Raw genomic sequence first — 23,050 nt, 5'->3', positions numbered from 1 at the left:
CCCGCACCCACCTCTCCCCGCACCTCCGCCCCCACCCCGCACGAACCCCGGGTGCGTACCGTCGACGACCTCCTCGGACAGGTCCGCGCCGGTGCCTACGGCCCCGACCCCGCCGGGCAGCGCGTGGCCCTCGCCTTCACCACCGCCCAGGCCGTACGCCACGAAGGCCGCGCCTCCGGCTACCGCAACGAGGTGCTCAGCCTGCGCCTCGCCGCAGCCGTCGGCTCCTGCGCCGTGGAACCCGGCGCCCTGCCCCCGGCCGCGCTCGACGACTGCGTCGGCGCGACCGTCGCCGACCTGCTCGACCACCCGCTCCGGCCCGTACGGATCGCCGCCCTCGACGCCTACCTGACGCACGTCCGCCCGCACACCCCCGAACACGGAGCCCGCCCCTACGCCATCCCGGCCGGCACCTCGCTGCTCCGCTCCCGGGCCCGCGCCCGAGCCGTCGTCGACCTCCTTCCCGAAGCCGGAGTGCGCCGCGTCCTGGTCGTCGGCGTCGTCAACTCGCTGCTGGAGGGGCTCCGCGAGCGCGGGACCTCGTACACGCCCTGCGACCTCAAGGGCGGCACCACCGAATGGGGCGAGCCCGTACGGACCGACGCGCTCGCCGAGCTCGCGCACTGCGACGCCGTCCTCGCCTCCGGCATGACGCTGGGCAACGGCACCTTCCAGCCGCTGCTCGACCACGCCGCCGCCACCGGCAAGCCCCTCGTCATGTTCGCCCAGACCGGCAGCGCCGTACTCCCGCGCTTCCTCGGCGCCGGGGTGCACGCCGTCTCCGCCGAGCCCTACCCCTTCTTCTGGCTCGACGGCGGCCCCGGCGTCATCCACCGCTACGGGGGGATCCGGTGACCGTCACCCCGATCCTGCCCCGCCCGCAGACCCGGACCGCCAACCCCGACCTGCTGCCGCTCCTCGGCCGCACCCCGCTCGCCCGGATCCGCGCCGACCTGCCGCACCGCCACCCCGGCTTCTGGGCGAAACTCGAATGCCTCGGCGCCGGCGGGATGAAGGCCCGCGCCGCCGTCTCCATGCTGACCGGCGCCCGCGCACGCGGCGAACTGCTGCCCGGCGCCCCCGTCGTGGAATCCACCTCCGGCACCCTGGGCATCGGCCTTGCCTTCGCCGGCCAGGCCCTCGGCCACCCCGTGGTCCTCGTCGGCGACACCGAACTCGAACCGTCCATGCGCCAGTTGCTGCGCAGCCACGGCGCCCGCCTCGAACTCGTCGACCGCCCGGCGGCCGAAGGCGGCTGGCAGGCCGCGCGGATCGCCCGGCTGCGCGAGGTGCTCCGCTCGATGCCGGGGGCGTACTGGCCCGACCAGTACAACAACCCGGACAACGCCGCCGGCTACCGCTCGCTGGCCACCGAACTCACCACACAGCTCGACCACTTGGACGTGCTCGTGTGCAGCGTCGGCACCGGCGGCCACAGCGCCGGACTCGCGGCCCCGCTGCGCCGCCGCTGGCCCCGCCTGAAGGTCATCGGCGTCGACTCCGTCGGCTCGGCCATCTTCGGACAGCCCGCCCGTCCCCGCCTGATGCGCGGACTCGGCAGCAGCATCCACCCCGCGAACGTCGCCCACGAGGCCTTCGACGAAGTGCACTGGGTGGGGCCCGCCGAAGCCGTGGACGCCTGCCGCCGGCTCGCCCGCTCCGCCTTCGTCAGCGGCGGCTGGAGCACCGGTGCCGTCGCCCTCGTCTCCGCCTGGGCCGCCCGCACCGAGCCCGGCGCGGTCGTCGCCACCGTCTTCCCCGACGGACCGCACCGCTACCTCGACACCGTCTACGACGACGACTTCTGCCGCACCCACGGCCTGGACACCGCCGTCCGCGCCGTCCGCCCCCTGGAGATCCCGCACCCCCACGCCGTCGAAGCCACCGGCTGGGCCCGCTGCAAGGCCGTCCTCGCACCAACCCGCGGAGGCGCCGCGTGAAGCTCACCCGGCACACCGCCGGCCTGGAACTCGCCGAACCCCTGCGCATCTCCCGCTCGGTGATGTCCCGCCGCGACGCCGTCGAGGTCGTGATCGAGCACGGCGGGCTGCGCGGCCGGGGCGAGGCCGTCAGCAGCGACTACCTCGGGCTGCCCACCGCCGCCATCCACAAGCACCTGGAGTCGGTGCGCGCCGCCACCGAGCGCTTCCCCGACCCGGAGACCGCCTGGGCCGAGACCGGCAGCGGCCACCCCGCCTGGGACGGGCTGCCGCCCGGGGTACTGGCCGCCGTCGAGGCCGCCCTGCTGGACCTGGTGGGCAAGCGGGCGGGCGAGCCCGCACACCGGCTGCTCGGCACGCCCACCGCCCCCGCCGCCGCGACCGCCCGTACGATCGGCATCACCGCCCCGGTACCGGCCGCCGCCCAAGCCGCCCGGCTCGCCATGAGCGGCTTCACCGTCCTCAAGGTCAAGGCGGGATCCCCCGATCCGGCCGAGGACCTCGCACGCGTGGAAGCCGTACGCACCGGAGCGCCCGGGGCCGCCCTGCTGCTCGACCCCAACGGCGCGTGGACGGAAGCCCAGGCCCTCGACCTGCTGCCGCGGTTCGCCGCGCTCGGCGTCGGCGCCGTGGAACAGCCCGTCGCACCAGGCCGGCCCGACGTCCTGGCCCGGGTCGCCAAGGAATCCCCGATCCCCGTGATCGCCGACGAGGACGCGGTCTCCTACGAGGACGCCGTCGCGCTCGCCGGCCTGGTCCACGGCGTCAACGTCAAACTCGCCAAGTGCGGCGGGGTGCGCGCCGCCCTGCGCATCCACGAAGCCCTGCGCGGCAGCGGCACCGACCTGATGCTCGGCTGCCTCACCGCCAGTTCGCTCGGCATCGCCCCCGCCGTGCACCTCGCCGACCGGGCACGCTGGGTCGACCTCGACGGGCACCTGCTGCTCGCCGAGGACCCGTGGACCGGCATCGGCGGCGCGGACGGGACCGTACGGGCCGCGAACCGGGCCGGACTCGGCGTCAGACCGGCCCGGGCGGGGGCCGGACGGTGAAGACCCTGAACGCCGTCCGCGGCTTCCCGCTCGCCGTCCGCCTGCTCCTCGTCAACCAGCTCGGCGTCAACACCGGCTTCTACCTGCTCATCCCGTACCTCGCCACGCACCTCTCCCAGGACCTCGGGCTCTCCGCGGCCGCCGTCGGCGTGATACTCGGCCTGCGCAACCTCAGCCAGCAGGGTCTCTTCCTGCTCGGCGGCTCGGCCGCCGACCGGCTCGGCGCCCGCGGGGTGATCATCGCGGGCTGTGCCCTGCGGACGCTGGGGTTCGCGATGTTCGCACTCGGCGACGCGCTGCCGCTGCTGCTCGCCGCGTCCATACTCAGCGGGCTGGCGGGGGCCCTCTTCAACCCCGCCGTACGGACCTACGTCGCCCAGGAGGCCGGCGAGCGCAAGGCCGAGGCCTTCGCGCTGTTCAACGTCTTCGCCACCACCGGGGCCCTGCTCGGCCCGCTGCTCGGGACGCTGCTCCTCCTGGTGGACTTCCGGGCCGCCGCCGTCACCGCGGCCGGGATCTTCGCGGCGCTCACCCTCGCCCAACTCCTCGTGCTGCCCGCGCGGGAGGTCCCGGCCCCGGAGACGCGGCTGACGGGCGACTGGCGGGAGGCGGCGGGCAGCCGGGGGTTCCTCGCCTTCTCCCTCGCCATGATCGGCATGTACGGACTGGAGAACCAGCTGTACCTGCTGCTGCCGCACGCGGCGGTACGAGCCTCCGGCTGGGACGGCTCGATCGGGCTCCTCTTCCTGGCCGGCACCGTCGCCAACCTCCTCCTCCAGCTCCGCATCACCCGCAGGCTGAAGGGGACCGGCAGCCGCGCCCGCTGGATATCGGTGGGTCTGGCGGTCATGGGCCTCGGCTTCGTCCCCCCGATGCTCGTCGCGGGCGCCGGATCCCCGCACCCGGGGTACCTGCTGCTCGTGCTCGCCGGCGCGCTGCTGCTGCACTTCGGCGTGATGATCGCCCAGCCGTTCGTGATGGAGCTGATACCCGCCTTCGGCCGCCAGAGCCTCACCGGCACCTACTACGGGCTCTTCTACGCGGTGTCCGGCATCGCGGCCGCCGCCGGCAGCGCCGCCGTCGGCTGGGCCATGGACACCGCCGGACACACAGGCCTGGCCTGGCTGCCCTTCGCCTGTTGCCTCGCCCTCGGCCTGGCCTCGGCGGCGGCCGTGGCCCGTCTCCACCGAAGACGCGCCCTCCCGGAGGCCGCCGCGTCGGCCGATTCCGCCGGGGCGACCGGAACCCGTCCTGACGCGCCCCGGCAACCGTCGCCCGCCGAGGCCGTGCCCGAGGGCCCTGCGCCTGCGAAGGCCGGGTCCGCGGGAGATGCGCCTGCCAGGGCCGTGCCCGCAGGGTCTACGTCCGGCGGGGCCGTACCCGAGGGTCCCGCGCCTGCGCAGGCCGCGTCCGTAGGAGGTGCCCCTGCCGGGGCTCCGTCCGCGAAACCTGCGCCTGCCGGGGCCGTGCCCGCAGGGCCTGCGCCCGCCGGGGCCCTGCCCGGGGAACTTCCGCCCGCCGGGGCACCGCCCGCCGAACCGGCGCCCGCCCAGCCCCCGCCCGCCCAGCCCCTGTCCGCCGACATCCGTCAGACAAGCGAGAGCCGATGACCACCTCCGGCAACCTCCTCACCGACCACCCCGAGCTCTACGAGGAGCGCTTCCCCGACCCCGACCACCTCGCCGCCCGCTGGGCCGAGTCCGTCCTGGCCCACCACGGCGCCGGGCCCCGCGTGCTCGACGTGGGCTGCGGCACCGGACGCGACGCCGCCTGGCTGCACCACCGGGCCGACCGCGAGGTCACCGGCATCGACACCTCCGAGGCGATGCTGGCCCACGCCCGGGACCGGCACCACGGACCGGCCTACCACCGCGCCGACATGCGGGACTTCGACCTCGCGCCCCGGACCTTCGACGCCGTCGTCTGCCTCGACAGCGCCCTGCTCTACTGCCACACCAACGAGGACCTCACCGCCTTCCTCGCCCGCTGCCGCGCCCACCTCACCCCCGGTGGACTGCTCGTCGCCGAAATGCGCAACGGGGCCTTCTTCCTCGGCAACACCGAGCTGCTCGACGGCCCGCGCACCGCCGGGTTCACCTGGCACGGCATCACCTACACCTCCCGCACCACCCTGCACATCGACCACGCCGCGCAACTCCTGCGCCGCCACCGGATCTGGTCCGCCGACGACGGCACGCCCCCGGCCGAGCAGCACTCCGCCTGGCGTCTGCTCTTCCCGCAGGAGCTCCGCCACTTCCTGGACACCGCCGGCTTCGAGGCGCTCGACCTCAACGACGGGCCCGGCCCCAGGACCGACCCGCCCTGGCGCGAGGGCGACGCCCCGCACGCGACGGCGAGCGCCGACCGGCTGCACCTCGTAGCGCGCCTGAAGCCCCATCACCACAGCAACGGAGACAGCACCTCATGAACGACCGCCGGACCGGCTTCGCCCGCAGGACCCTCCTCATCGCGGGCTCCGCCACCACCCTCGCCCTCGCCACGGGCTGCGGGACCCCCAAGACCACCGCGAGCGACGCCAAGGGGGGAACCGGCACGCCCAAGCCCGGCGGACGCCTGCGCGCGGCCTTCGCCGGCGGCGGCGCCGCCGAGACCCTCGACCCGCACGCGGCCAACCTCTTCGTCGACGCCGCCCGCGCCAAGGCCCTCTTCGACAAGCTCGCCGACTTCGGCGCCGACCTCGCCCCCGTACCGCGCCTCGCCGAACGCTGGGAGCCCAACGAGACCCTGGACACCTGGCGGATCACCCTGCGCAAGGCCGCCTTCCACGACGGCCGGCCCGTCACCGCCGAAGACGTCCTGTACAGCTACCGCCGGATCGCCGACCCGAAGGGCACCTTCCGCGCGAAGGCCTCCCTCGAACCGATCGACCTGGCGGCGAGCCGCGCCGTGGACGCCTCCACCGTCGAGTTCCGGCTCAAGCGGCCGTACGCCGAATTCCCCAACACGCTGGCCGCCTTCGGCGCGTACGTCGTCCCCAAGGACGCCACCGACTTCGCGCAGCCCGTCGGCTCGGGCCCCTTCACCTTCGTCTCCTTCAAGCCCGGCAGCAGCCTCCTCGTCGAGCGCAACCCCGCCTACTGGGAGGGCGCCCCGCACCTCGACGAGCTCGAATTCGTCATCGCCGCGGAGGAGTCCGCGCGGGTGAGCGCGCTCCTCGGCGGCCAGGTCGAGTACGCCCACGAGCTCACCCCGGCCAGCGCCCGCGCCCACGAGGGCAAGGGCAGGATCGAGGTCGTACGGCTGCCCGGCAGCGCCATGCAGGGCTTCGTCATGAAGACCGACCGGCCGCCCTTCGACGACAAGCGGGTCCGCCAGGCCTTCTTCCTCATCGCCGACCGCAAGGAGCTCGTCGACGGAGCCCTCTCCGGGGCCGGGGAGATCGGCAACGACCTCTTCGGCAAGGGCTGCCAGTACTACGCGGCCGGCCTGCCCCAGCGCACCCAGGACCTCGACCGGGCCCGCGCCCTTCTCAAGGAGGCCGGCGCCGAAGGCCTCAAGGTCACCCTCGACACCGCCCCCGCCGCCACCGGCTTCATCGAGGCCGCCGGAATCTTCAAGGAGCAGGCGGCGAAGGCCGGAGTCACCGTGGAGGTCAAGGTCGGCAACAAGGACACCTACTGGAAGGACATCCTCTCCGGCGGAACCTTTGCCTCCTACCGCTCCGGCGCCATGCCCATCGAGTCCCACGTCAACCAGCGCCTGCTCACCGGATCCACCACCAACGCCACCAAGTGGCAGCACAAGGACTTCGACGACCTCTACCAGCAGGCCCAGTCCACCCGCGACGAGAAGGAGCGCACGGCCCTCTACGAGCGCATGCAGCGCCGGCTGCACGACGAAGGCGGCTTCCTGATCTGGGGCTTCGCCGACTGGATCGTCGCCACCTCGCCGAAGGTGCACGGGGTGTCCAAGACGGCCCCCGCCAACACCCTCGACTGGGCGCGCTTCGACAAGACCTGGCTCGCGTGACCACGGGACTTCCCTGGATCGGCCGCCGCCTGCTCCTCGGCCTGGGGCAGACGGCGGCCGTCGTCCTGATCATCTTCGTCCTCACCGAGGCACTGCCCGGCGACGCGGCCGTCGCCCTCGCGGGCGACCAGCCCGACCCCGAACGCATCGCCCGGATCCGCGAGGCCATGGGACTGGACCGGCCCGCCGAGCAGCGGCTCCTGGACTGGGTCGCGGGGATGTTCCACGGCGACCTCGGCACCTCCCTGGTCACCGGACGGCCCGTCACCGGACACCTCGCGGCCGGTCTCGGCCCCACCCTGATCCTCGCCGCCGCCACCCTGACCCTGCTCGTGCCCCTCTCGGTCGGCCTCGGCGTCCTCGCCGCCCGCCGCGAGGGCGGCCCGGTGGACCAGGCCGTCAGCGCCGTGACGCTGGCCGTGCACGCCGTACCCGAATTCGCCCTCGGCGTGCTGTTGGCCGCTCTGTTCGCCCTCCACCTGGGCTGGCTCCCGGCCACCGCCGTCGGAACGGACCTCGCCGCCGACCCCGTCGTGCTGGTGCTGCCCGTACTCGTGCTCACCGCCCGCCCCGTGTGCACCCTCAGCCGTCTCGTGCGCGCCGGGATGATCGAGGCCATGGCCTCGCCGTACGTGGCCCAGGCGCGCCGGTACGGCATCTCCGGCTCCCGCATCCGCTGGGCGCACGCCCTGCCGTGCGCGCTGGCGCCCGCCACGCAGCAGCTGGCGCGCACCGTCGACTGGCTGCTGAGCGGGGTCATCGTCGTGGAGGCCCTGTTCGTCGTCCCGGGGCTGGGTACCGTGCTCATCGAGGCCGTCGCCGCCCGGGACGTGCCCGTCGTACAGGGCATGGCCGTCGTCTTCGGAGTCGTCACCGTCCTGGCCAACCTCGGCGCCGACCTCGTCGCCCGCCGCTTCGCCCCACGGGCGGGGGTGGCCGCGTGAAACGCGCTCCCGCCCGGTACGCCCTGGCCGCCGCACTCGTCGCCGTACCCCTGCTGCTGGCCCTCCTCGGACCGCTCTTCGCCGGGCCCCCCGGACCGCGCTCCGTCTCCTTCGCCTCCGGCCCGGACCACTGGCTCGGCACCGATTTCAGCGGCCGCGACGTCTGGCGGCAGGTGCTGCTCGGCGGCCGCTCCGTGGTGCTCGTGGCCCTCGCCGCGACCGCGCTCGCCTACCTCGTCGCGCTGCCCGCCGGCCTCGCCGCCGCGCTCACCCGGCGCGGCTGGCTGGAGGAGGCGCTGATGAGGCCGCTGGACGTGCTCAGCGCCGTGCCCTCGCTGCTCCTCGTACTGCTCGTGGCGGCGACCCTGACGCCCGGACCCGTCGCGCTGACCGCGCTCGTCGGGCTGGCCGCCGTACCGGACGCGGCCCGCGTGGTCCACGCGGCGGCGGTGGAGGTGGCCTCCCGGCCGGCCGTCGAAGCGCTGCGCATGCAGGGCGAATCCTGGTGGCGCACGGCGCTCGGCTACGTCGCCCGGTCGATGCGGCGCACCCTCGCCGCGGACGCCGGCATCCGTCTCACCGGGGCCCTGTACCTGGTGGCCACGGCCGCGTTCCTGGGCGTCGGCGTCCAACCGGACGCCGCCGACTGGGCGGTGATGGTCGACCGCAACCGCACCGGGCTGTTCCTCCAGCCCTGGGCCGTGGTGATACCGGCGGCCCTCATCGCGGCCCTGTCGACCGGCGCCAACCTGCTGTTCGACGCGGCCCTCCGGAAAGGAACGGGAAAGTGAGCACGGTCGCCGAAGTACGGGACCTACGGGTGGAGATCGGCGGCCGGGCCCTCGTCGACGGCGTCAGCCTCGCGGCCCGCGCCGGCCGGATCACGGCCCTCATCGGCCCCTCCGGCAGCGGCAAGACCACCACCGGCCTCGCGCTCCTCGGCGAGTACCCGCCGGGCGCCCGCGTCGAGGGACTCGTACGCACCCGGCCGGGCGCGGTGGGGTACGTACCCCAGCACCCGGCCGCCGTACTCAACCCGGCCCGGCGCGTCGGCGCCCTCCTCGGGGACATCGCCGCCCTCGCGGGAGGCGGCCGCCGGGAGAGGCTGCGGCGGGTGCACGAGGCGCTGCGGCTGGCCCGGCTCCCGGACCCCGAGCAGGTGCTGCGGCGCTTCCCGCACCAGCTCTCCGGCGGCCAGCAGCAGCGCGTGGTGCTCGCACAGGCACTGCTGCTCGGGGCCTCGGCGATCGTCGCCGACGAACCCACGACCGGTCAGGACGCACACACCAAAGCGGGCATCGTGGCCGAACTGGCCGCCCTCGCCGCGCGGGGCATGGCCGTCGTCCTGCTGAGCCACGACCTCGACGTGGTGCGGGAGCTGGCCGACGAGGTCGTGGTGATGCGCGGCGGCCGGATCGTGGACCGGGGACCGGCCGACGCCGTGCTCGACGCGCCGAGCCCGCAGGCCTCGCCCCGCATTCCGCGCGCACGCCGGCCGACAGGCACGGTCCGCATGGAGGTCGAGGCCCTGACGGCCTCGCACCGCACGGCGCGCGGCGCAGTGGACGTGCTCCACGACGTCGGGATCTCGGTCGCGGCGGGGGAGTGCCTCGCCCTGGTCGGCCCCTCGGGCAGCGGCAAGACCACCCTGGGGAGGTGCCTGGCGGGTCTGCACGCCGAGCACCGGGGCCGGATCCTGCTCGACGGGGCACCGCTGCCGAACAGCCTGCGGGCGCGCAGCCGGGCCCAGCTGGCGGCCGTCCAGTACGTGTTCCAGGACGCGAGGGCGGCCTTCGACGAACACCGGCCGGTCCTCGACCAGGTCGCCCGCACCGCCGTCCGGCTGCGCGGAGCGGACCCGGCGGCGGCCCGCGAGGAAGCCGCCGAGGCGCTGACCGGGCTGGGCCTGAGCCCTTCCACGGCCGCCCGCCGACCGGGAGCGCTCTCCGGCGGGGAACTCCAGCGGGCCGCGCTTGCCCGGGCCCTGCTCGCCCGGCCGAGGCTGCTCGTCTGCGACGAGATCACCTCGGGACTGGACCCCACCACCCGCGGGGCCGTGCTCGAACTTCTCGCGGAGCTCCGCGAGCGCACGGAGCTCGCCCTGGTGTTCATCACCCACGACCTGGCCGCCGCGGCCGCGCTGGCCGACCGTACCGCCGTACTGGACGCGGGACGCATCGCGTCACCGGCGGAGGAGGGGGTCAGCGCCGGCTGTTGACCGCGGCGAGGAGGCCGCGGCGGGTCCGCACCACTGGGGGAGCCACCAGATGGGAGGGGGCCCGCTCACGCCACCCGGGCGTCCGCCCGGCCGGGGCCGAAGTCCCGCTCGAAGCCCTCCCGGAAGCCGGGCCGCTCGACCGCCCGCTCGAAGGCGAGCGTGGCGCGCGCGAGCCCGGCTTCGTTCTCGTGGGCGGCGGCGAGCTCGGCGAGGTACGCGCGCAGGCTCAGTCCGCGGGCCGTGGCGAGCGCGGTGAGCCGCTCGTGCACATCGGTGTCGACCTCGACTGTGGTGGTGTCAGCAGCCATGCTCCGAGTATGCGCGTCCGCGGCCCGGCCGGGGGCCGGTTCACAGCGAGCACATGTTCACGGTGTCGCTCCCGGGCGCGGGCCTGGGCACCGTACGGCTCGGCGGGGGGAGCGTGCCGCCCGGCCCCGTCCAGGCGGTCAGCGCGTCGAAAGCCGTCCGCAGGCACGGGGACATCGGCCGGACCAGCTGCGGGAAGGGTGCCGCCAGGCCGTCGGAGTGCGTCCCGTCCGCGATCCGGTAGTAGCGGTGCAGACCGCCGCGCCCGGAGTCCTCGACCATCCGCGCGTAGACGTCACCGCTCCTGCTGATCGGCAGGAGGGTGTCGAGGGTGCCCTGGAGCGTGATCAGCGGCCGCCCGATCCGGCCGGTCAGCGACAGCCGTTCCACCGTCCTGTGCACGCGGCGCGGACGGTCGGCGTACACGTAGTCGGTGTCGCAGCCCGGCTGAACTCCCGCCGGGCAGAAGGGGAACCCGGCCTCCCGGTCGCCGTCGTACCCTGGGTCGATCTCCTCGCGCATGATCCGCTGGAGGGAGTCCCACTGGTTGCGGTAGTGCCATTCCCACAGGGGCCTGGTCCCCTCCGGATACCCGGCGGCGTACATCTCCTCCAGGGCGCCCGGCTCCCCGGCCGCGTAGCGCGGATAGGCGCGCAGGGCGGCGGGGGCGGTGTCCAGGACGTTGGGGCTGTCGGGGGTGAGCAGCAGGCCGTGCAGCTCCACTCCGCCCGTGTACAGATCCGGGCGGTTCTCCAGCTGCCACCGCACCAGATAGCCGCCGGCCGAGGCGCCGGCCATGTACGTGTGCACGGGCGCCCGGCCGTAGTGGCGCGCGGCCGTCCGCTTGGCGGCCACCGTCAGCTGCGTCACCCGGTCGTGCCATTCGGCCACCGCGTCGCCGGGGCGCCGTCCGTCCGTGTGGATCCGTGCACCCGTATTGCCCTTGTCGGTGGCCGCGTACGCGTACCCCTGCGCGAGCACGTGGTCGGCGATCAGGCGGTCGTTGGCGTACTGCTCGCGGACACCGGGCGGTCCGGCGACGACCAGACCGCCGTTCCAGTGGTCGGGCAGCCGGATCACGAACTGACTGTCGTGGTTCCAGCCGTGGTTGGTGTTGGTGGTCGAGGTGTCGGGGAAGTACCCGTCCAGCTGGACCCCCTTCACCCCCGACGGATTGACCGCGCCGGGCGCTTCGAGCCCGGCCCAGTCGGCCGGATCGGTGTGCCCGGTCACCGTGGTCCCGGCGGTGGTGAGGTCGGCGAGGCAGGCGCCGGTCACGTACTCCGCGCCGGGGACCCGGGCCGTGCACGCCGGGTGCGGTGCCGGGGCCGCGTTCGCGCCCGGGGGCACCAGGAGCGCGGTCAGCAGCGTCGCGCCAACGGCCGCTATCGGTCGGGCGATTCGCATGAGGGGCATCGGGAGCCATCCCTGTCTTGTCGGCGGTCTGCGGTGAACCGGACCTCGACTGTCATCCGGCGCTCCGAGGCTAGGAACGCCGAGGCGCCGGCCCCCAGATGCCGAGCGGCCACACCCGGTCGGGACACCGTGGCCGAACGGCACATGACCTCCGGCCAAGGTCCGTCACGACCCGACGCGCGCGCTCCCGCCCGGCCCCGCCCCGCGCGTATCGTTCGCGGCAGCCGAAGCCCACGAGGGGGAGCCCATGAGCGCGTCGCCGACCTCGGCCACCCGGCCCCCGAGGCCCCTGCCGTGGCTGCCGCCCCTCGTCCACGCGGTGGTTCTCGGGGGCGGCGTGTACGCCGGCACGGTGGCGGCCGGGCCGCCCGCCGACCCGCTGCGGCTCGGCGGGTTCACCACCTGCCTGCTCCTCCTCGCCGCCCTCGACCGCGCCGAAGCCCACCGCCACCCGGGGCGGACACCCTTCCATCCGGCCCTCCTGCTGCTCCTCGCGCGCATCGCGCTGTCCGCCGTCGCGGCCGCCCTCGACGGCTCGGGCGTGGCGCGGGCCCTGTTCGTCCTGCTGCCGCTGAGCGCGTACTTCGCCTTCGGCCGCAGGGCCGGCATCGCGCTGGGCGTGGGGTGCGGGGCGGTGGTCCTCGCCGGGAACACCCTGTGGGCGCCCGGGTGGTACGTCCGGCCGGGCGAGATCACCGACCTGCTGATGTCCGGCCTCGCCCTCGTCCTCGCCGTCTCGATGGCCACCGTCGCCGCAGGGGAACAAGAAGCCCGCCACCGGCTCACGCACACCCTGGACGAACTGCGCGACGCGCACGGACGACTGACCGACTACGCGGCCCGGGTCGCGCGGCTGTCGACCGTACGTGAACGCAACCGGCTCGCCCGCGAGTTCCACGACGGCCTCGGCCACCACCTCACCGCGATCGCCGTACAACTGGAGAAGGCGTCCGCCTTCCAGGATCGGGACCCCGACACCGCACGGCAGGCCCTCGCCGACGCCCGCCGCTCGGCTGACCAGGCGCTCGACGACGTCCGTCGGTCGGTACGGGCCATGCGCGACGAGGACGGGCCGGAGCCCTTCTCGCTTTCCGCGGCCCTCGCCGACCTCGCCCGCCAGGCGGACGGCGGCGGGCCCGCTGTCACCCTCGACCTGTCCGGGGACGAACACGGCCACCGTGCGGAAGCGCTCACCGCCCTGTACCGCGCGGCCCAGGAGGGGCTCACCAACGCACGCCGCCACGCGGGCGCGACGAAGGTCCGGCTGTCGGCGCGGTACGGGGAGCACGAAGCCCGGCTGGTCGTCGCCGACGACGGCAGCGGCTTCCGCGCCGATGCCCGCACGGGCGACGCGGGCGACGCGAGCGGGTTCGGCCTGCGCGCGATGCGCGAGCGGCTGGCGCTCCTCGGCGGTCGGGTCGAAGTGGACACCGGACCGGGCCGCGGCACCACCGTCACCGCGCGCGTGCCCCGCGTCCCCGCCCCGACACCGGAGACCGACCGATGACCACACCGGCCCGCCCCGACGTACGGGTGCTGGTCGTGGACGACCAGCAGCTCGTCCGCGAGGGGATCGCCTCCCTGCTCGGCATCCAGCCCGGCATCACCGTGACCGGGGCCGTCCAGGACGGCCGCCAGGCAGTCGAGGCCGCGCTCGCCGACCGGCCCGACGTGGTCCTGATGGACGTCAGGATGCCCGTCATGGACGGGGTCACCGCCGTCGGGGTCCTCAGCCGCCGCGCCCCGGACTGCAGGGTGATCATGCTGACGACCTTCGACGACGACGAGTACGTGGCCCAGGCCCTCGCCGCGGGAGCCGTGGGCTACCTGCTCAAGAACCTGCCCTCGGCCGAACTGGCCGCGGCCGTACGCCTCGCACACGCCGGGGTGGCCCAGCTCGACGCGGCGGTTGCCCGCCGCCTGGCCGCCAACGCGGCCCGCCCCGCGCCCCCGGAACCGCCCGCGGTCGCCCCCGCGATCCGCGCCGCCCCCGTCGGCCTCCCCGCCCTGACCGAGCGGGAGACCGACGTACTGCGCCTCATCGCCACGGGCTCGACCAACCGGGAGATCGCGGCCCGCCTGTTCCTCAGCGAGGGCACGGTCAAGAACCACATCTCCCGCGTCCTCTCGCGCCTCGGCCTGCGCGACCGCACGCACGCCGCCATCTACGCCCGGGACCACGGCCTGCTGTAGCCGGGTCGTCCTGGCAGCGTGTACTTCAGCCCGCCCAGTGCCCCGTCATGAAAGTGACGGCCACCAACGTGGACAGCGGGCCCGCGACGCACAGGTACGCGGTCCGGACACGCGGACGGCGCAGGCTCCAGCCGGCCAGGGCGATCCACAGCGGCCACCACAGCAGCGTGGAACGGGGGATGGAGGTGTACCAGTAGGAGGTGCCCAGGGCCCACAACGTCAGGGCGATGTACAGGGCCTCGGGCCACTGCCGGCGTCGCACGAGCAGCACCACGAGCGCGATCCCCACCACCATGGCCAGCAGTTCGGCCTGCCACATCAGGGCGTACCCGGTGGGCTGGGTGTGCCCGAAGGCGGCGTCCCAGGTGTGGGACCAGGCCTCCCACGGGGCGTGGAACTCCCGGTACCAGCCGCGTTCCTGGGCGTGCCGCCACGCCATCCAGTCCCCGGTCTTCGCGTGGAGGTACCAGCTGTACGCGGCCGGCGCGAGCGCGGGCAGACACAGCCACGGGGCCGCCCGCCAGTCGCGGCGGCTCCGCGCGGCGAGGACGAACCGGAGGACGAGCGCGGCCACCAGGAACAGTCCCGAGGCGCGCACCGAACAGGCCAGGCAGGCCAGCACCGCCGCCGCGGGCCAGTTCCCGCGCTGCGCCGCCGACCAGGCGGGCAGGGCCAGGGCCAGGAACAGTGCCTCGGTGTAGCCGGCGGCGAGGAACACCGCGCACGGCGAGAGGAGGAAGAACAGGACCGTGCGCCGGCCGGCCTGCGCGTCAGGCAGATGCCGGCGGGCGATGCGCGCCAGGGCGAGGACGGCCACTCCTCCCGCGAGGAACGAGATCAGTGCTCCCGCCGCGGCCCAGTGCGGGACCACCGCGTGGACGGCGCGCAGCGCGAGCGGGAACCCGGGCAGGAAGGCCTCCCGGTTGTCCCAGCCGGCGGTCCACGGGCCCGCGCCGGCGGGGAAGTAGCCGTCCTGGGCTATGTGGAGGTAGTGCCACCAGTCCCACTGCTGCCAGGGCGAGAGCAGCGGGCCGGGCCGCGGGGCCCGGTCCCCGCCGGCGGGGAACAGCCAGCGGACGGCGCCCGCGGTCGTCCAGATCCCCACGCGGGTGAGCACGTACAGCCAGAGCACCTCGCGGTCGTCCGGGCCGAGCCGCGGTCTGCCCGGGACGGCCTTCGTGTACCGCGCTGGAGCGGGGGAGCGGGGTGTGACGGCCGGCCGCTGCGCGGCGGTGACGGGCATACGGGATCTGGTCTCCTGATCTGGCTGCCGCAGGGCTGTTCAAGGCGCCTGTGTGGCGGTGGCAGTGGCAGTGGCGGTGGCGGACGCGCCCGGTTCCGCGGTCCCGCTCGGCGGCGGCCCGACGGGCGGTCGCGTCGTGGGCGGTCGGGTCTCGGTCGGCGCCGGGGAGGGTGCCGGGGGAGGGGGAGTGGTCGCCGGGAGGGTGGGGCCCGCCCCCTGCGGCAGGAAGGCGGCGACGGCCGCGCCGGAACCGGCGAGGACGAGGCAGCAGGCCAGGGCGATGCCGGCGATCCGGCGCCGCCGGGCCCGCTCCCCGCGCCGGGCGATGACGGACACCGGCGCGAGGGCGGCTTCCGACCGGCCGGCCGAGGCGGCTTGCCGGAACAAGGACCGCAGCGGGTCCTGGTCGTACGCGTCAGGCATCGGGAGCCTCCTCAATGCGGGGGTCCTGCAGATGGCCGGCGAGCGTGGCCCGGCCGCGGGACAGGTGCGTCTTGACCGTGCTCGCGGACAGCGAGGTCTCGGCGGCGATCTGCTCGACGGTCAGATCGCACACGTAGTGCAGCGCCATGGTCCGGCGCTGCTTCAGGGGAAGGTGCCGCAGCGCCGCCACGAGGGCCACGACCTCAGGCCCGGGCCCCTCCACGTGCCCGGCGGGCCCGGTGCGCCGCCAGGCGTCGGCGCTGCGCCGCCGCCCGCGCCAGCGGCTCACGGCGAGCCGCCAGGCGACGGTACGGATCCAGGCCTCCGGCCGGCCGTCCCGCTCCAGCTGACGCCTGCGGCCCCAGCCCTTGACGAAGGCCTCCTGCACCACGTCCTGTGCCTCGTGGTGATCGCCGAGCATCACGTACAACTGCCCGGTGAGCCGTCCCGCCGCCTGCGCGTAGAACTCTTCGAACTCCTCGACGGTCAAAAAATCGCTCCCGAATCCATGTATCCCTCTCACCGGGCATACGCCCGGCGCGGTGGATCCGGTCGACACCGGAGGCCGGGAAGTTCATGTGAGTGCGGTCACACGGCGGGCGGCTGCCCCAGCCCGGCATCGTGCACGATCAGGGCCACCTGGACCCGGTTGGTCACGTCGAGCTTGGCGAGGATGCTCGACACGTGGGCCTTGACCGTGGGCAGGCCCATGTACAGCTCGGCGGCGATCTCCGCGTTGGTGCGCCCCCGGCCGACGGCGAGCGCCACGTCGTACTCGCGCGCCGCCAGCCGCTCCAGCCGCGCACGCGCCCTCGTACGGGAGTCCGTACGGGCGTCGCCCTCCGCGGCGGGATCCGCCACCCGGGCGATGAGCTGCTGGGTCACGGCCGGGGACAGGACGGGCTCGCCGGCCGCGACGCGGCGCACCGCGGCCATGATGTCGGCCGGCGGGGTGTCCTTCAGGAGGAAGCCCGCGGCCCCCGCGCGCAGCGCGCGTACGACGTACTCGTCCGGGTTGAAGGTGGTCAGGATGACGATCGCGGGCGGCTCGGGCAGGGCCCGCAGGGCCCCCGTCGCGGCCAGCCCGTCCATCACGGGCATCCGGATGTCCAGCAGGACGACGTCGGGCGCGTGCTCCCGGCCCAGGGCGACGGCCTGCTCCCCGTCGGCGGCCTCCGCGACGATGGAGATGTCGTCGACGCTGCCGAACATCAGCCGCAGCCCCATCCGCACCAGCGGATCGTCATCGGCGAGGAGTACCCGGATCATGCCGACCACGGTATCCACGCCTGTACGAGGAAATCCCCGCCCGTCGGGCCGTGGCGCAGCTGACCCCCGGCGAGCGAGGTGCGCTCGGCCAGGCCGATCAGGCCCCGGCCGGACCCCGGGATCTGCGACCGCGCGGCGGGAAGGTCCCGCGCCGGGACCGGATTGCGGACGATGACGTCGATGCCGCCGCCGGGCTCACCGTTCACCTCGACGTGCACGGCGGAGCCGGGGGCGTGCTTGCGGGCGTTGGTCAGGGCCTCCTGCACGATCCGATAGACGGTACGGCCCGCGAGCACGGGCACCGCGTCCGGGTCGTCGACGCGCACCTCCAGCCGCAGGCGCATCCCGGCGGCGCGGGACTCCCGGCCGAGCCGGTCGAGGTCACCGAGGACCGGCTGGGGCGCCTCGACCGGAACCTGCTCCGCCGGCACGCCCGGGACGGCATCCGCCACGGCACCCGCCGAGGCGCCGGGCCCGGTCCCGGCGTCCGGCGAGCTCAGGACGCCGATCACCATGCGCAGGTCCTGGAGCGCCTGATGGGCGTTGTCCCTGATCACGCCCGCCGCCCGCCCCACGTCGGCCGGATCCGGGGACTTGTTGAACTCCAGCGCTCCCGCGTGGACGCTCAGCAGCGACAGCCGGTGCGCCAGTACGTCGTGCATCTCGCGCGCGATCTCCTCGCGGGCCCGCAGCTGCGCCTCCAGCGCCTGCCGGGCCGCCTCCTCCTCCGCCCGGCGAGCCCGCTCGGTCAGCGAGGCGACCAGCATCCGGCGGGAGCGTACGAACAGCCCCCACCCGACGGCGAGCGCCACCAGGGTCCAGGCGATGAGCAGGATGCCCATGACGGAGAGCCCGCTGCTCGGGGCCTCGGCGAACAGCATGGTCAGCGGCACGGGGAGCGCCGCGGCCGCCGCGACCCACGTGGTGGTCCGCACCGGCCGCAGCGCCGCCACCGTGAACAGCGCCACCATCGCGGAGACCGTGACCGCCGACGAGACCAGCCCGAGACCCAGGGTGACCGCGACGACCGCGACCGGGAAGCGCCTGCGCCACCACAGCGCGAGGGCCCCGCACACGCCGACGAGGGGCCCGCTGCCGTAGAAGGGGAGCCGGACCAGGTCCTCGACCGGGCGCAGCAGGCCGGCGCCCATGGGCATGCGCGGGAACATCAGCAGCGGGTTCGTGGCCGCCGCCGCGAGCGCGAACGACAGACCGGCGGCGAACAGCACCACGGCGAGGTCGACGGACCGCTCGCGCCGGGTTCGGGACGTGGAGGGCATGCGCCAAGACACTACTCGACCGAATAGGTGCAAATCACCCGGCCGTACTTTCGGCGGCGGAGCCCGTACTTTGGTCACCCTGCGGCCCCCGGACCCGGCGCCGAAGGTCGGGGGCAGCCGCAGACTTTGCCCCGATGCCCCAGGCCGGACGGCCTGCCTAGCGTCACCGACATGAACCAGACCAACGAGTCGAGCCGGTCGAGCCGGTCACACCGGACGGACGGGCCCGCGCTGAGCGCCGTAGGCCTCGGCCGCCGCTACCCGCGCGGCTGGGCGCTACGGGACTGCACCTTCCAGATCCCCGCCGGCCGCGTCTGCGCCCTCGTCGGCCCCAACGGAGCGGGCAAGAGCACCCTGATGTCCCTGGCCGCCGGCCTGCTCACCCCCACCGAAGGCGCGATCGGTGTCTTCGGCGCCTCGCCCGACACCCACGAGGCCCGCCGGTCGACCGCTCTGCTCAGCCAGGACAAGCCGCTCCACCGCGGCTTCCGCGTCGCCGAGATCCTGCGCATGGGCGCCGAGATGAACCCCACCTGGGACCGGGCGACCGCCGAACGCGTCATCGCCGGCGGGAACATCCCGTACGCCGCACGCGTCGGCTCGCTCTCCGGCGGCCAGCGCACCCGCGTCGCCCTCGCCCTGGCCTTCGGCAAACGACCCCGCCTGCTGATGCTCGACGAGCCCATGGCCGACCTCGACCCCCTCGTACGCCACGAGATGACGGGACTCCTGCTGGCCGAGGCGGCCGCCCACGGAACCACCGTGCTGCTCTCCTCGCACGTGGTCGCCGAGCTGGCGGGCGCCTGCGACTTCCTGCTCGTCGTCGGCTCCGGCCGGATCCGCCTCGCCGGCGACATCGACGAGCTGCGCGCCGCCCACCACCCCGGCGGCGACGGCCCCGCACCCTCCCTGGAGCAGCTGCTCATGACCTACCTGCGCGACCCCGAGCTGCCGACGCTGATCACCCCGGCCGCCCGGCCCGAGCAGGCAGGGGCGGCGGCATGAGGCTCGTACGAGGCGTGACATGGCTGGTCGTACGCCAGCACCGCACCGCGATGTGGACCCTGCTCGCCGGATCCGCCGCCCTCGCCGGGTACTTCCTGCTCGGCCGCTACGGCGCGGCCGACGCCGTCGCGCAGCAACTCGCGGGCTGCACGGGCCCCGCCGCCGAGCACTCCCCGCGGTGCGCGGACGCGCTGACCGCGTTCCAGCAGGAGCACCAGTACCCGCTGCGCCAACCCCTCCAGGCCCTCGCACTGCTCCCGCTCGTCCTCGGAATCTTCCTGGGCGGCCCGCTGTTCGCCGCGGAGCTCGAATCCGGCACCTACCGCACCGCCCTCTCCCAGTCGGTGACCCGGACCGGCTGGTTCCTGGCCAAGCTGGCCGTCCCCGCCGCCCTGACGGTCCTCGTCAGCGGGCTGGTCACGGTCACCGCGACCTGGTGGTGGCACGAGGTGGCCGGCCCCCTCGGCAGCCGCTTCCCGTGGCACGGCTGGATGCCGTACGACGCCATAGGCCCCGCCGCGGTCGCCAAGGCGCTGCTGATGCTGATGACGGGGATCGCGCTGAGCCTGGTGCTGCGCCGGACGGTGGCGGCCATGGGGGCGACCCTGGCGGTCGGCGCGGCCCTGCTGTTCGCCCTGGAACGGGTGCGGAGCTCCCTGTGGCCGGCGGTCGTCACCCAGTGGCGGGGCACGGAGGGCTCGGACCGGCTGGGTGACTCGTGGGTGCTGGGCCAGGGCCTGCTCACCTCCGCGGGACAGCGGGTCGGGGACCTGCCGCACTGCCTGCGTGCCGAGGACTTCCAGCAGTGCCTCGCCCGGAACGGGATCGTGGGGGAGTGGGCCCGGCACCATCCCCCGTCCCACCTGTGGCCGCTCCAATGGGCGGAAACGGGCCTCTGCCTCGTACTGGCGGCGGTCCTCGGACTGTTCTGCTTCTGGTGGACGCGGCGCCGTCTCACCTGACCCGGGGGCCCCACGGCACGCACGGAGGGGTCCGGATCCGGCCGGATCCGGACCCCTCCGTCAAGCGACGATCAAACCCCCTGGTGACAGTGCGTGCAGACGTGTACCTTCACGGGTAGCTGTCGTGGTTCCAAGTGCCTTGCCCGCACCCCTGGGTGTGGGCAGTTTTGCTGTGTTGTGCCGTAGGACCAGGGCGATCACCTCCGTTTCCCACGTGGTGTGGGAGACGTACGTCAACGGGAAGGCATGAACATGGCTACGGGAACCGTGAAGTGGTTCAACTCGGAAAAGGGCTTCGGCTTCATCGCCCAGGACGGCGGCGGTCCGGACGTTTTCGCGCACTACTCCGCGATCAACGCCTCCGGCTACCGCGAGCTCCAGGAGGGCCAGGCCGTGACGTTCGACATCACGCAGGGCCAGAAGGGCCCGCAGGCGGAGAACATCACCCCCGCCTAATCTCCGACGCCTGTCTTCCGAGGGCGAGGAACCGTTTCGGCACCACGGTGCGGAAACAATAGAAGTAATACATCAGGGCCGTGCGGCGTTCGCCGCACGGCCCTGATGTCGTGATGCCCGCGTGTATGCCCGGATCTGCGCGGGCGCCGCTCTGCGGAGCGCTGGGCGGACGACATCCGCTCCGGGCTCTCCCGAGCCCTTTACGGGGTTGTCATGTGCAGGCACTTCCATGTCGCAAGAACTTGCAGCAACATTCCGGCTGGATCTTCACTCCCATCATCCCCGTCCGCTTGGCCCTTGAGGCTGTCCGGGGCCAGGCCGGAAGCCCTGGAGACGTGAATGACCGTCCCCCTGGGGACCGCGGCCGGGCTCCAGGCCACCTTCAACAACGGCAACGGCGTCTGGGACAACAACGCCGGCCGCAACTACGCCCTCGGCACCGGAGTCATCACCGTCAAGGACGTGGTCGTGGCCCACAGCGACCCCTGCACGGGCACCGGCACCGGGCCGGGCACGAACACCGCATCCGTCTACTACTCGACCGCGACCGTCGGCTGGACCACGACGAACCTGCACTACAAGCCCGAAGGCGGCGCCTGGACGACCGTGCCGGGCCTGGGGCGCCGGCCGCGCCCGCCGGCACCCCGCTGGGCACCGACCCCCGCAAGGACCCCGTCTACTTCGTGCTCACCGCCCGCGTCGTCACCGACGGGAACCTCGCCGTCGCCGCCCCCGGCAAGGGGAACCTGCGCGTCTACGTCCTCAACGGCCCCGGGAAGATCGGCGACGCCGGTCCCCACCTGAAGTGGGCCCCCACCCCGAAGGGGGCCGAGAGCCCCTGCCGGAAGCAGGAGGGCCGCGACCCCGTCCGGATGGGGCATGATCGGGGGATGTCCGAACGCATCATTGCCGCCTGTGACGGAGCGGCGAAAGGTAATCCCGGCCCCGCCGGATGGGGATGGGTCATCGCCGACCCCCAGGGCCGTCCCGAGCGCTGGGAGGCCGGCCCGCTCGGCCGGGCCACCAACAACATCGGGGAGCTGACCGCCCTCCAGCGCGTGCTGGAGGCGGTCGCTCCCGGGACGTCGATGCAGGTACGGATGGACTCGCAGTACGCGATGAAGGCCGTCACGCAGTGGCTCCCGGGCTGGAAGCGCAACGGCTGGAAGACCGCCTCCGGCCAGCCCGTGGCCAACCGCGAACTCGTCGAGCGCATCGACGAACTGCTCGCCGACCGCGACGTGACGTTCCTCTACGTCCCCGCCCACCGCGAGGACGGCGACCACCTGAACGCCATCGCCGACCAGGCCGCCAGCGACGCGGCCGTGACGCAGCAGGCCGCCGGCACGGCCCACGGGCACGCGGACATCCCGGTCCCCGCGCCCGTCGCCCCCTCGCGCCGCAAGTCCGCGGCGCCGAAGAAGCGTACGTCCGAAGGCGCGTCCACCGGCCGCGGATCCCGGGCCATCAAGGCGAAGTTCCCGGGCAGCTGCCCCTGTGGGAAGCCCTACACGGCCGGCGACATGATCGCCAAGCACGGCAGCCGCTGGGGCCACGAGGCCTGCGCCACCGCCGCGTCCGAGGCCCTGTAGCCCTCACCGCGACCGGCGGACGCGCAGGTGCGCCACCTCGAAGGACATGCGCGACACGTCCGCGTCGGGCGCCGGGTGGTAACGCCCGGCGCACACGGAGAGGTTGACGATCAGGTACGCCCGCCAGCCGCGCCCCACGCCCCGGCGGTCGGCGAAGACCCGTGATCCGTTGACCCACCACACCACCGAGCGCGCCCCGAACTCGACCTCCAGGTCCACCCAGCCGCCGGGGGAGACGGCCGGGTCCCGGTGGTAGCGCTGCCCCCCTTTGACGTGGTTGGAGAGTTCGAGCAGGTCGGGGTTGTCCGGGTGGTACTCGAAGACGTCGACCTCGTTGCCGCCGTCCCGCCAGGTCCAGACCGCCGGCCAGGCCCCGAGCTCGACCGGCAGCCGTACCCGGGTCTCCAGAACGTCCCCGGTCCTGACCGCGAAGCCTTCGTCGCTGCCCTCGGTGGTCAGCAGGCCGGCGTCCCAGTTGCCGTCCGTCCGCCGGGTGGCCAGGAAGGTGCCGGTGCGACTGTAGGAGGGGTCCTCCACCAGGTGGTCGAGCTTGTTGTCCCCGGGGTTGGTGGGCCCGCCGTCCGGATAGGCCCAGGAGCGGCCGGCGACCCACTGGGTGGTCGACCCGAAGTCGGCGGTGAACACCACGGCGCCGCGGCCCCTGCCGGTGCGTCCCCCGAGTTGTCGTACGAGCCGGGCGAGAAGCTGAGTGGCCAAGGCGTTCCTTTCCACGCTGCGGACGCCTGCCTCATGCCCCGCCG

The 23,050-nt window shown here is 74.3% G+C and carries 22 protein-coding genes and 2 pseudogenes; 16 read left to right on the top strand and 8 right to left on the bottom strand.

Translation table 11 applies throughout. From position 1 onward, the window contains the following. Nucleotides 1-51 precede the first annotated feature (51 nt). The 9 genes and pseudogenes from OG625_RS01785 to OG625_RS01745 all read left to right on the top strand — a co-directional run bounded on the left by OG625_RS01785 (nucleotide 52) and on the right by OG625_RS01745 (nucleotide 10,144). Complete coding sequence (locus tag OG625_RS01785) at nucleotides 52-855, top strand: Rossmann-like domain-containing protein (RefSeq protein WP_329390382.1); 804 nt, start codon at nucleotides 52-54, stop codon at nucleotides 853-855. Continuing rightward, complete coding sequence (locus OG625_RS01780) at nucleotides 852-1,940, top strand: PLP-dependent cysteine synthase family protein (protein WP_329376235.1); 1,089 nt, start codon at nucleotides 852-854, stop codon at nucleotides 1,938-1,940. Before OG625_RS01785 ends, OG625_RS01780 begins: the two co-directional genes overlap by 4 nt. Further along, nucleotides 1,937-2,992 (top strand): enolase C-terminal domain-like protein, encoded by a 1,056-nt coding sequence (locus OG625_RS01775; protein WP_329376232.1) that lies wholly within the window; start codon nucleotides 1,937-1,939, stop codon nucleotides 2,990-2,992. Before OG625_RS01780 ends, OG625_RS01775 begins: the two co-directional genes overlap by 4 nt. Further along, a pseudogene (locus OG625_RS01770) lies at nucleotides 2,989-4,224 on the top strand (MFS transporter); the annotation flags it as partial. The gene OG625_RS01775 and the pseudogene OG625_RS01770, both read left to right, overlap by 4 nt. A 374-nt stretch (nucleotides 4,225-4,598) precedes the next feature. Then, nucleotides 4,599-5,420 carry a class I SAM-dependent DNA methyltransferase gene (locus tag OG625_RS01765; protein WP_329376230.1) on the top strand — a complete coding sequence of 274 codons (822 nt, stop codon included), beginning with the start codon at nucleotides 4,599-4,601 and terminating at the stop codon, nucleotides 5,418-5,420. Next, nucleotides 5,417-6,982, top strand: coding sequence for an ABC transporter substrate-binding protein (locus OG625_RS01760; protein ID WP_329376228.1), 1,566 nt, complete (start codon nucleotides 5,417-5,419; stop codon nucleotides 6,980-6,982). Before OG625_RS01765 ends, OG625_RS01760 begins: the two co-directional genes overlap by 4 nt. Continuing rightward, nucleotides 6,970-7,926: an ABC transporter permease gene (locus tag OG625_RS01755; RefSeq protein ID WP_329390380.1), complete on the top strand. Its 957-nt coding sequence runs from the start codon at nucleotides 6,970-6,972 to the stop codon at nucleotides 7,924-7,926. Before OG625_RS01760 ends, OG625_RS01755 begins: the two co-directional genes overlap by 13 nt. After that, on the top strand, nucleotides 7,923-8,717 hold the full coding sequence (locus OG625_RS01750; protein ID WP_329376227.1) for an ABC transporter permease subunit: 795 nt from the start codon (nucleotides 7,923-7,925) through the stop codon (nucleotides 8,715-8,717). The genes OG625_RS01755 and OG625_RS01750 overlap by 4 nt, the downstream gene beginning before the upstream one ends. Continuing rightward, complete coding sequence (locus tag OG625_RS01745) at nucleotides 8,714-10,144, top strand: ABC transporter ATP-binding protein (protein WP_329376225.1); 1,431 nt, start codon at nucleotides 8,714-8,716, stop codon at nucleotides 10,142-10,144. The genes OG625_RS01750 and OG625_RS01745 overlap by 4 nt, the downstream gene beginning before the upstream one ends. A 65-nt stretch (nucleotides 10,145-10,209) precedes the next feature. Here the strand turns inward: OG625_RS01745 and OG625_RS01740 are convergent, their stop codons facing one another. Beyond that, entirely contained in the window at nucleotides 10,210-10,452 is a 243-nt protein-coding gene (locus OG625_RS01740) for an antitoxin MazE7 (RefSeq protein ID WP_329376223.1), read from the bottom strand. Nucleotides 10,453-10,492: 40 nt separating this feature from the next. After that, a complete protein-coding gene (locus OG625_RS01735) occupies nucleotides 10,493-11,866 on the bottom strand; it encodes a tannase/feruloyl esterase family alpha/beta hydrolase (RefSeq protein WP_329376221.1) in 1,374 nt (457 codons plus the stop codon). 247 nt (nucleotides 11,867-12,113) lie between these two features. On the opposite strand from OG625_RS01735, the gene OG625_RS01730 reads away from it, so the two are divergent. After that, the gene (locus OG625_RS01730; protein WP_329376219.1) at nucleotides 12,114-13,373 is read left to right on the top strand and encodes a sensor histidine kinase; all 1,260 of its coding nucleotides are present in this window, start codon (nucleotides 12,114-12,116) and stop codon (nucleotides 13,371-13,373) included. Beyond that, the gene (locus OG625_RS01725; RefSeq protein ID WP_329376217.1) at nucleotides 13,370-14,059 is read left to right on the top strand and encodes a response regulator transcription factor; all 690 of its coding nucleotides are present in this window, start codon (nucleotides 13,370-13,372) and stop codon (nucleotides 14,057-14,059) included. The genes OG625_RS01730 and OG625_RS01725 overlap by 4 nt, the downstream gene beginning before the upstream one ends. A gap of 25 nt (nucleotides 14,060-14,084) precedes the next feature. Here the strand turns inward: OG625_RS01725 and OG625_RS01720 are convergent, their stop codons facing one another. The 5 genes from OG625_RS01720 to OG625_RS01700 all read right to left on the bottom strand — a co-directional run bounded on the left by OG625_RS01720 (nucleotide 14,085) and on the right by OG625_RS01700 (nucleotide 18,274). Further along, entirely contained in the window at nucleotides 14,085-15,302 is a 1,218-nt protein-coding gene (locus OG625_RS01720; RefSeq protein ID WP_329376215.1) for a mannosyltransferase family protein, read from the bottom strand. 39 nt (nucleotides 15,303-15,341) lie between these two features. Next, nucleotides 15,342-15,725, bottom strand: coding sequence for a hypothetical protein (locus tag OG625_RS01715; RefSeq protein WP_329376213.1), 384 nt, complete (start codon nucleotides 15,723-15,725; stop codon nucleotides 15,342-15,344). Beyond that, the gene (locus OG625_RS01710) at nucleotides 15,718-16,215 is read right to left on the bottom strand and encodes a SigE family RNA polymerase sigma factor (RefSeq protein WP_329376211.1); all 498 of its coding nucleotides are present in this window, start codon (nucleotides 16,213-16,215) and stop codon (nucleotides 15,718-15,720) included. Before OG625_RS01710 ends, OG625_RS01715 begins: the two co-directional genes overlap by 8 nt. A gap of 98 nt (nucleotides 16,216-16,313) precedes the next feature. After that, nucleotides 16,314-16,994, bottom strand: a complete 681-nt coding sequence (locus OG625_RS01705; protein ID WP_329376209.1) for a response regulator transcription factor — start codon at nucleotides 16,992-16,994, stop codon at nucleotides 16,314-16,316. Beyond that, a complete protein-coding gene (locus tag OG625_RS01700) occupies nucleotides 16,991-18,274 on the bottom strand; it encodes a sensor histidine kinase (protein WP_329376207.1) in 1,284 nt (427 codons plus the stop codon). Before OG625_RS01700 ends, OG625_RS01705 begins: the two co-directional genes overlap by 4 nt. A gap of 171 nt (nucleotides 18,275-18,445) precedes the next feature. Between OG625_RS01700 and OG625_RS01695 the strand changes: the two genes are divergently transcribed. From OG625_RS01695 to OG625_RS01675, 5 genes and pseudogenes are all read left to right on the top strand, one after another. Then, on the top strand, nucleotides 18,446-19,279 hold the full coding sequence (locus OG625_RS01695; protein WP_329376205.1) for an ABC transporter ATP-binding protein: 834 nt from the start codon (nucleotides 18,446-18,448) through the stop codon (nucleotides 19,277-19,279). Beyond that, complete coding sequence (locus tag OG625_RS01690; protein ID WP_329376203.1) at nucleotides 19,276-20,241, top strand: ABC transporter permease subunit; 966 nt, start codon at nucleotides 19,276-19,278, stop codon at nucleotides 20,239-20,241. The genes OG625_RS01695 and OG625_RS01690 overlap by 4 nt, the downstream gene beginning before the upstream one ends. A gap of 252 nt (nucleotides 20,242-20,493) precedes the next feature. Then, on the top strand, nucleotides 20,494-20,697 hold the full coding sequence (locus tag OG625_RS01685; RefSeq protein ID WP_030384970.1) for a cold-shock protein: 204 nt from the start codon (nucleotides 20,494-20,496) through the stop codon (nucleotides 20,695-20,697). A 342-nt stretch (nucleotides 20,698-21,039) separates the two neighbouring features. Continuing rightward, a pseudogene (locus OG625_RS01680) lies at nucleotides 21,040-21,327 on the top strand (carbohydrate binding domain-containing protein); the annotation flags it as partial. Between the two features lie 260 nt (nucleotides 21,328-21,587). Next, complete coding sequence (locus OG625_RS01675; protein WP_329390378.1) at nucleotides 21,588-22,289, top strand: ribonuclease H family protein; 702 nt, start codon at nucleotides 21,588-21,590, stop codon at nucleotides 22,287-22,289. A 3-nt stretch (nucleotides 22,290-22,292) separates the two neighbouring features. Here OG625_RS01675 and OG625_RS01670 read toward each other — a convergent pair whose 3' ends face one another. Next, complete coding sequence (locus OG625_RS01670; protein WP_329390376.1) at nucleotides 22,293-22,937, bottom strand: beta-glucanase; 645 nt, start codon at nucleotides 22,935-22,937, stop codon at nucleotides 22,293-22,295. Nucleotides 22,938-23,050 lie beyond the last annotated feature (113 nt).

The sequence above is a fragment of the Streptomyces sp. NBC_01351 genome (assembly GCF_036237315.1).
GTDB lineage: Bacteria > Actinomycetota > Actinomycetes > Streptomycetales > Streptomycetaceae > Streptomyces.
This window is presented reverse-complemented; position numbering and strand designations above follow the sequence as displayed.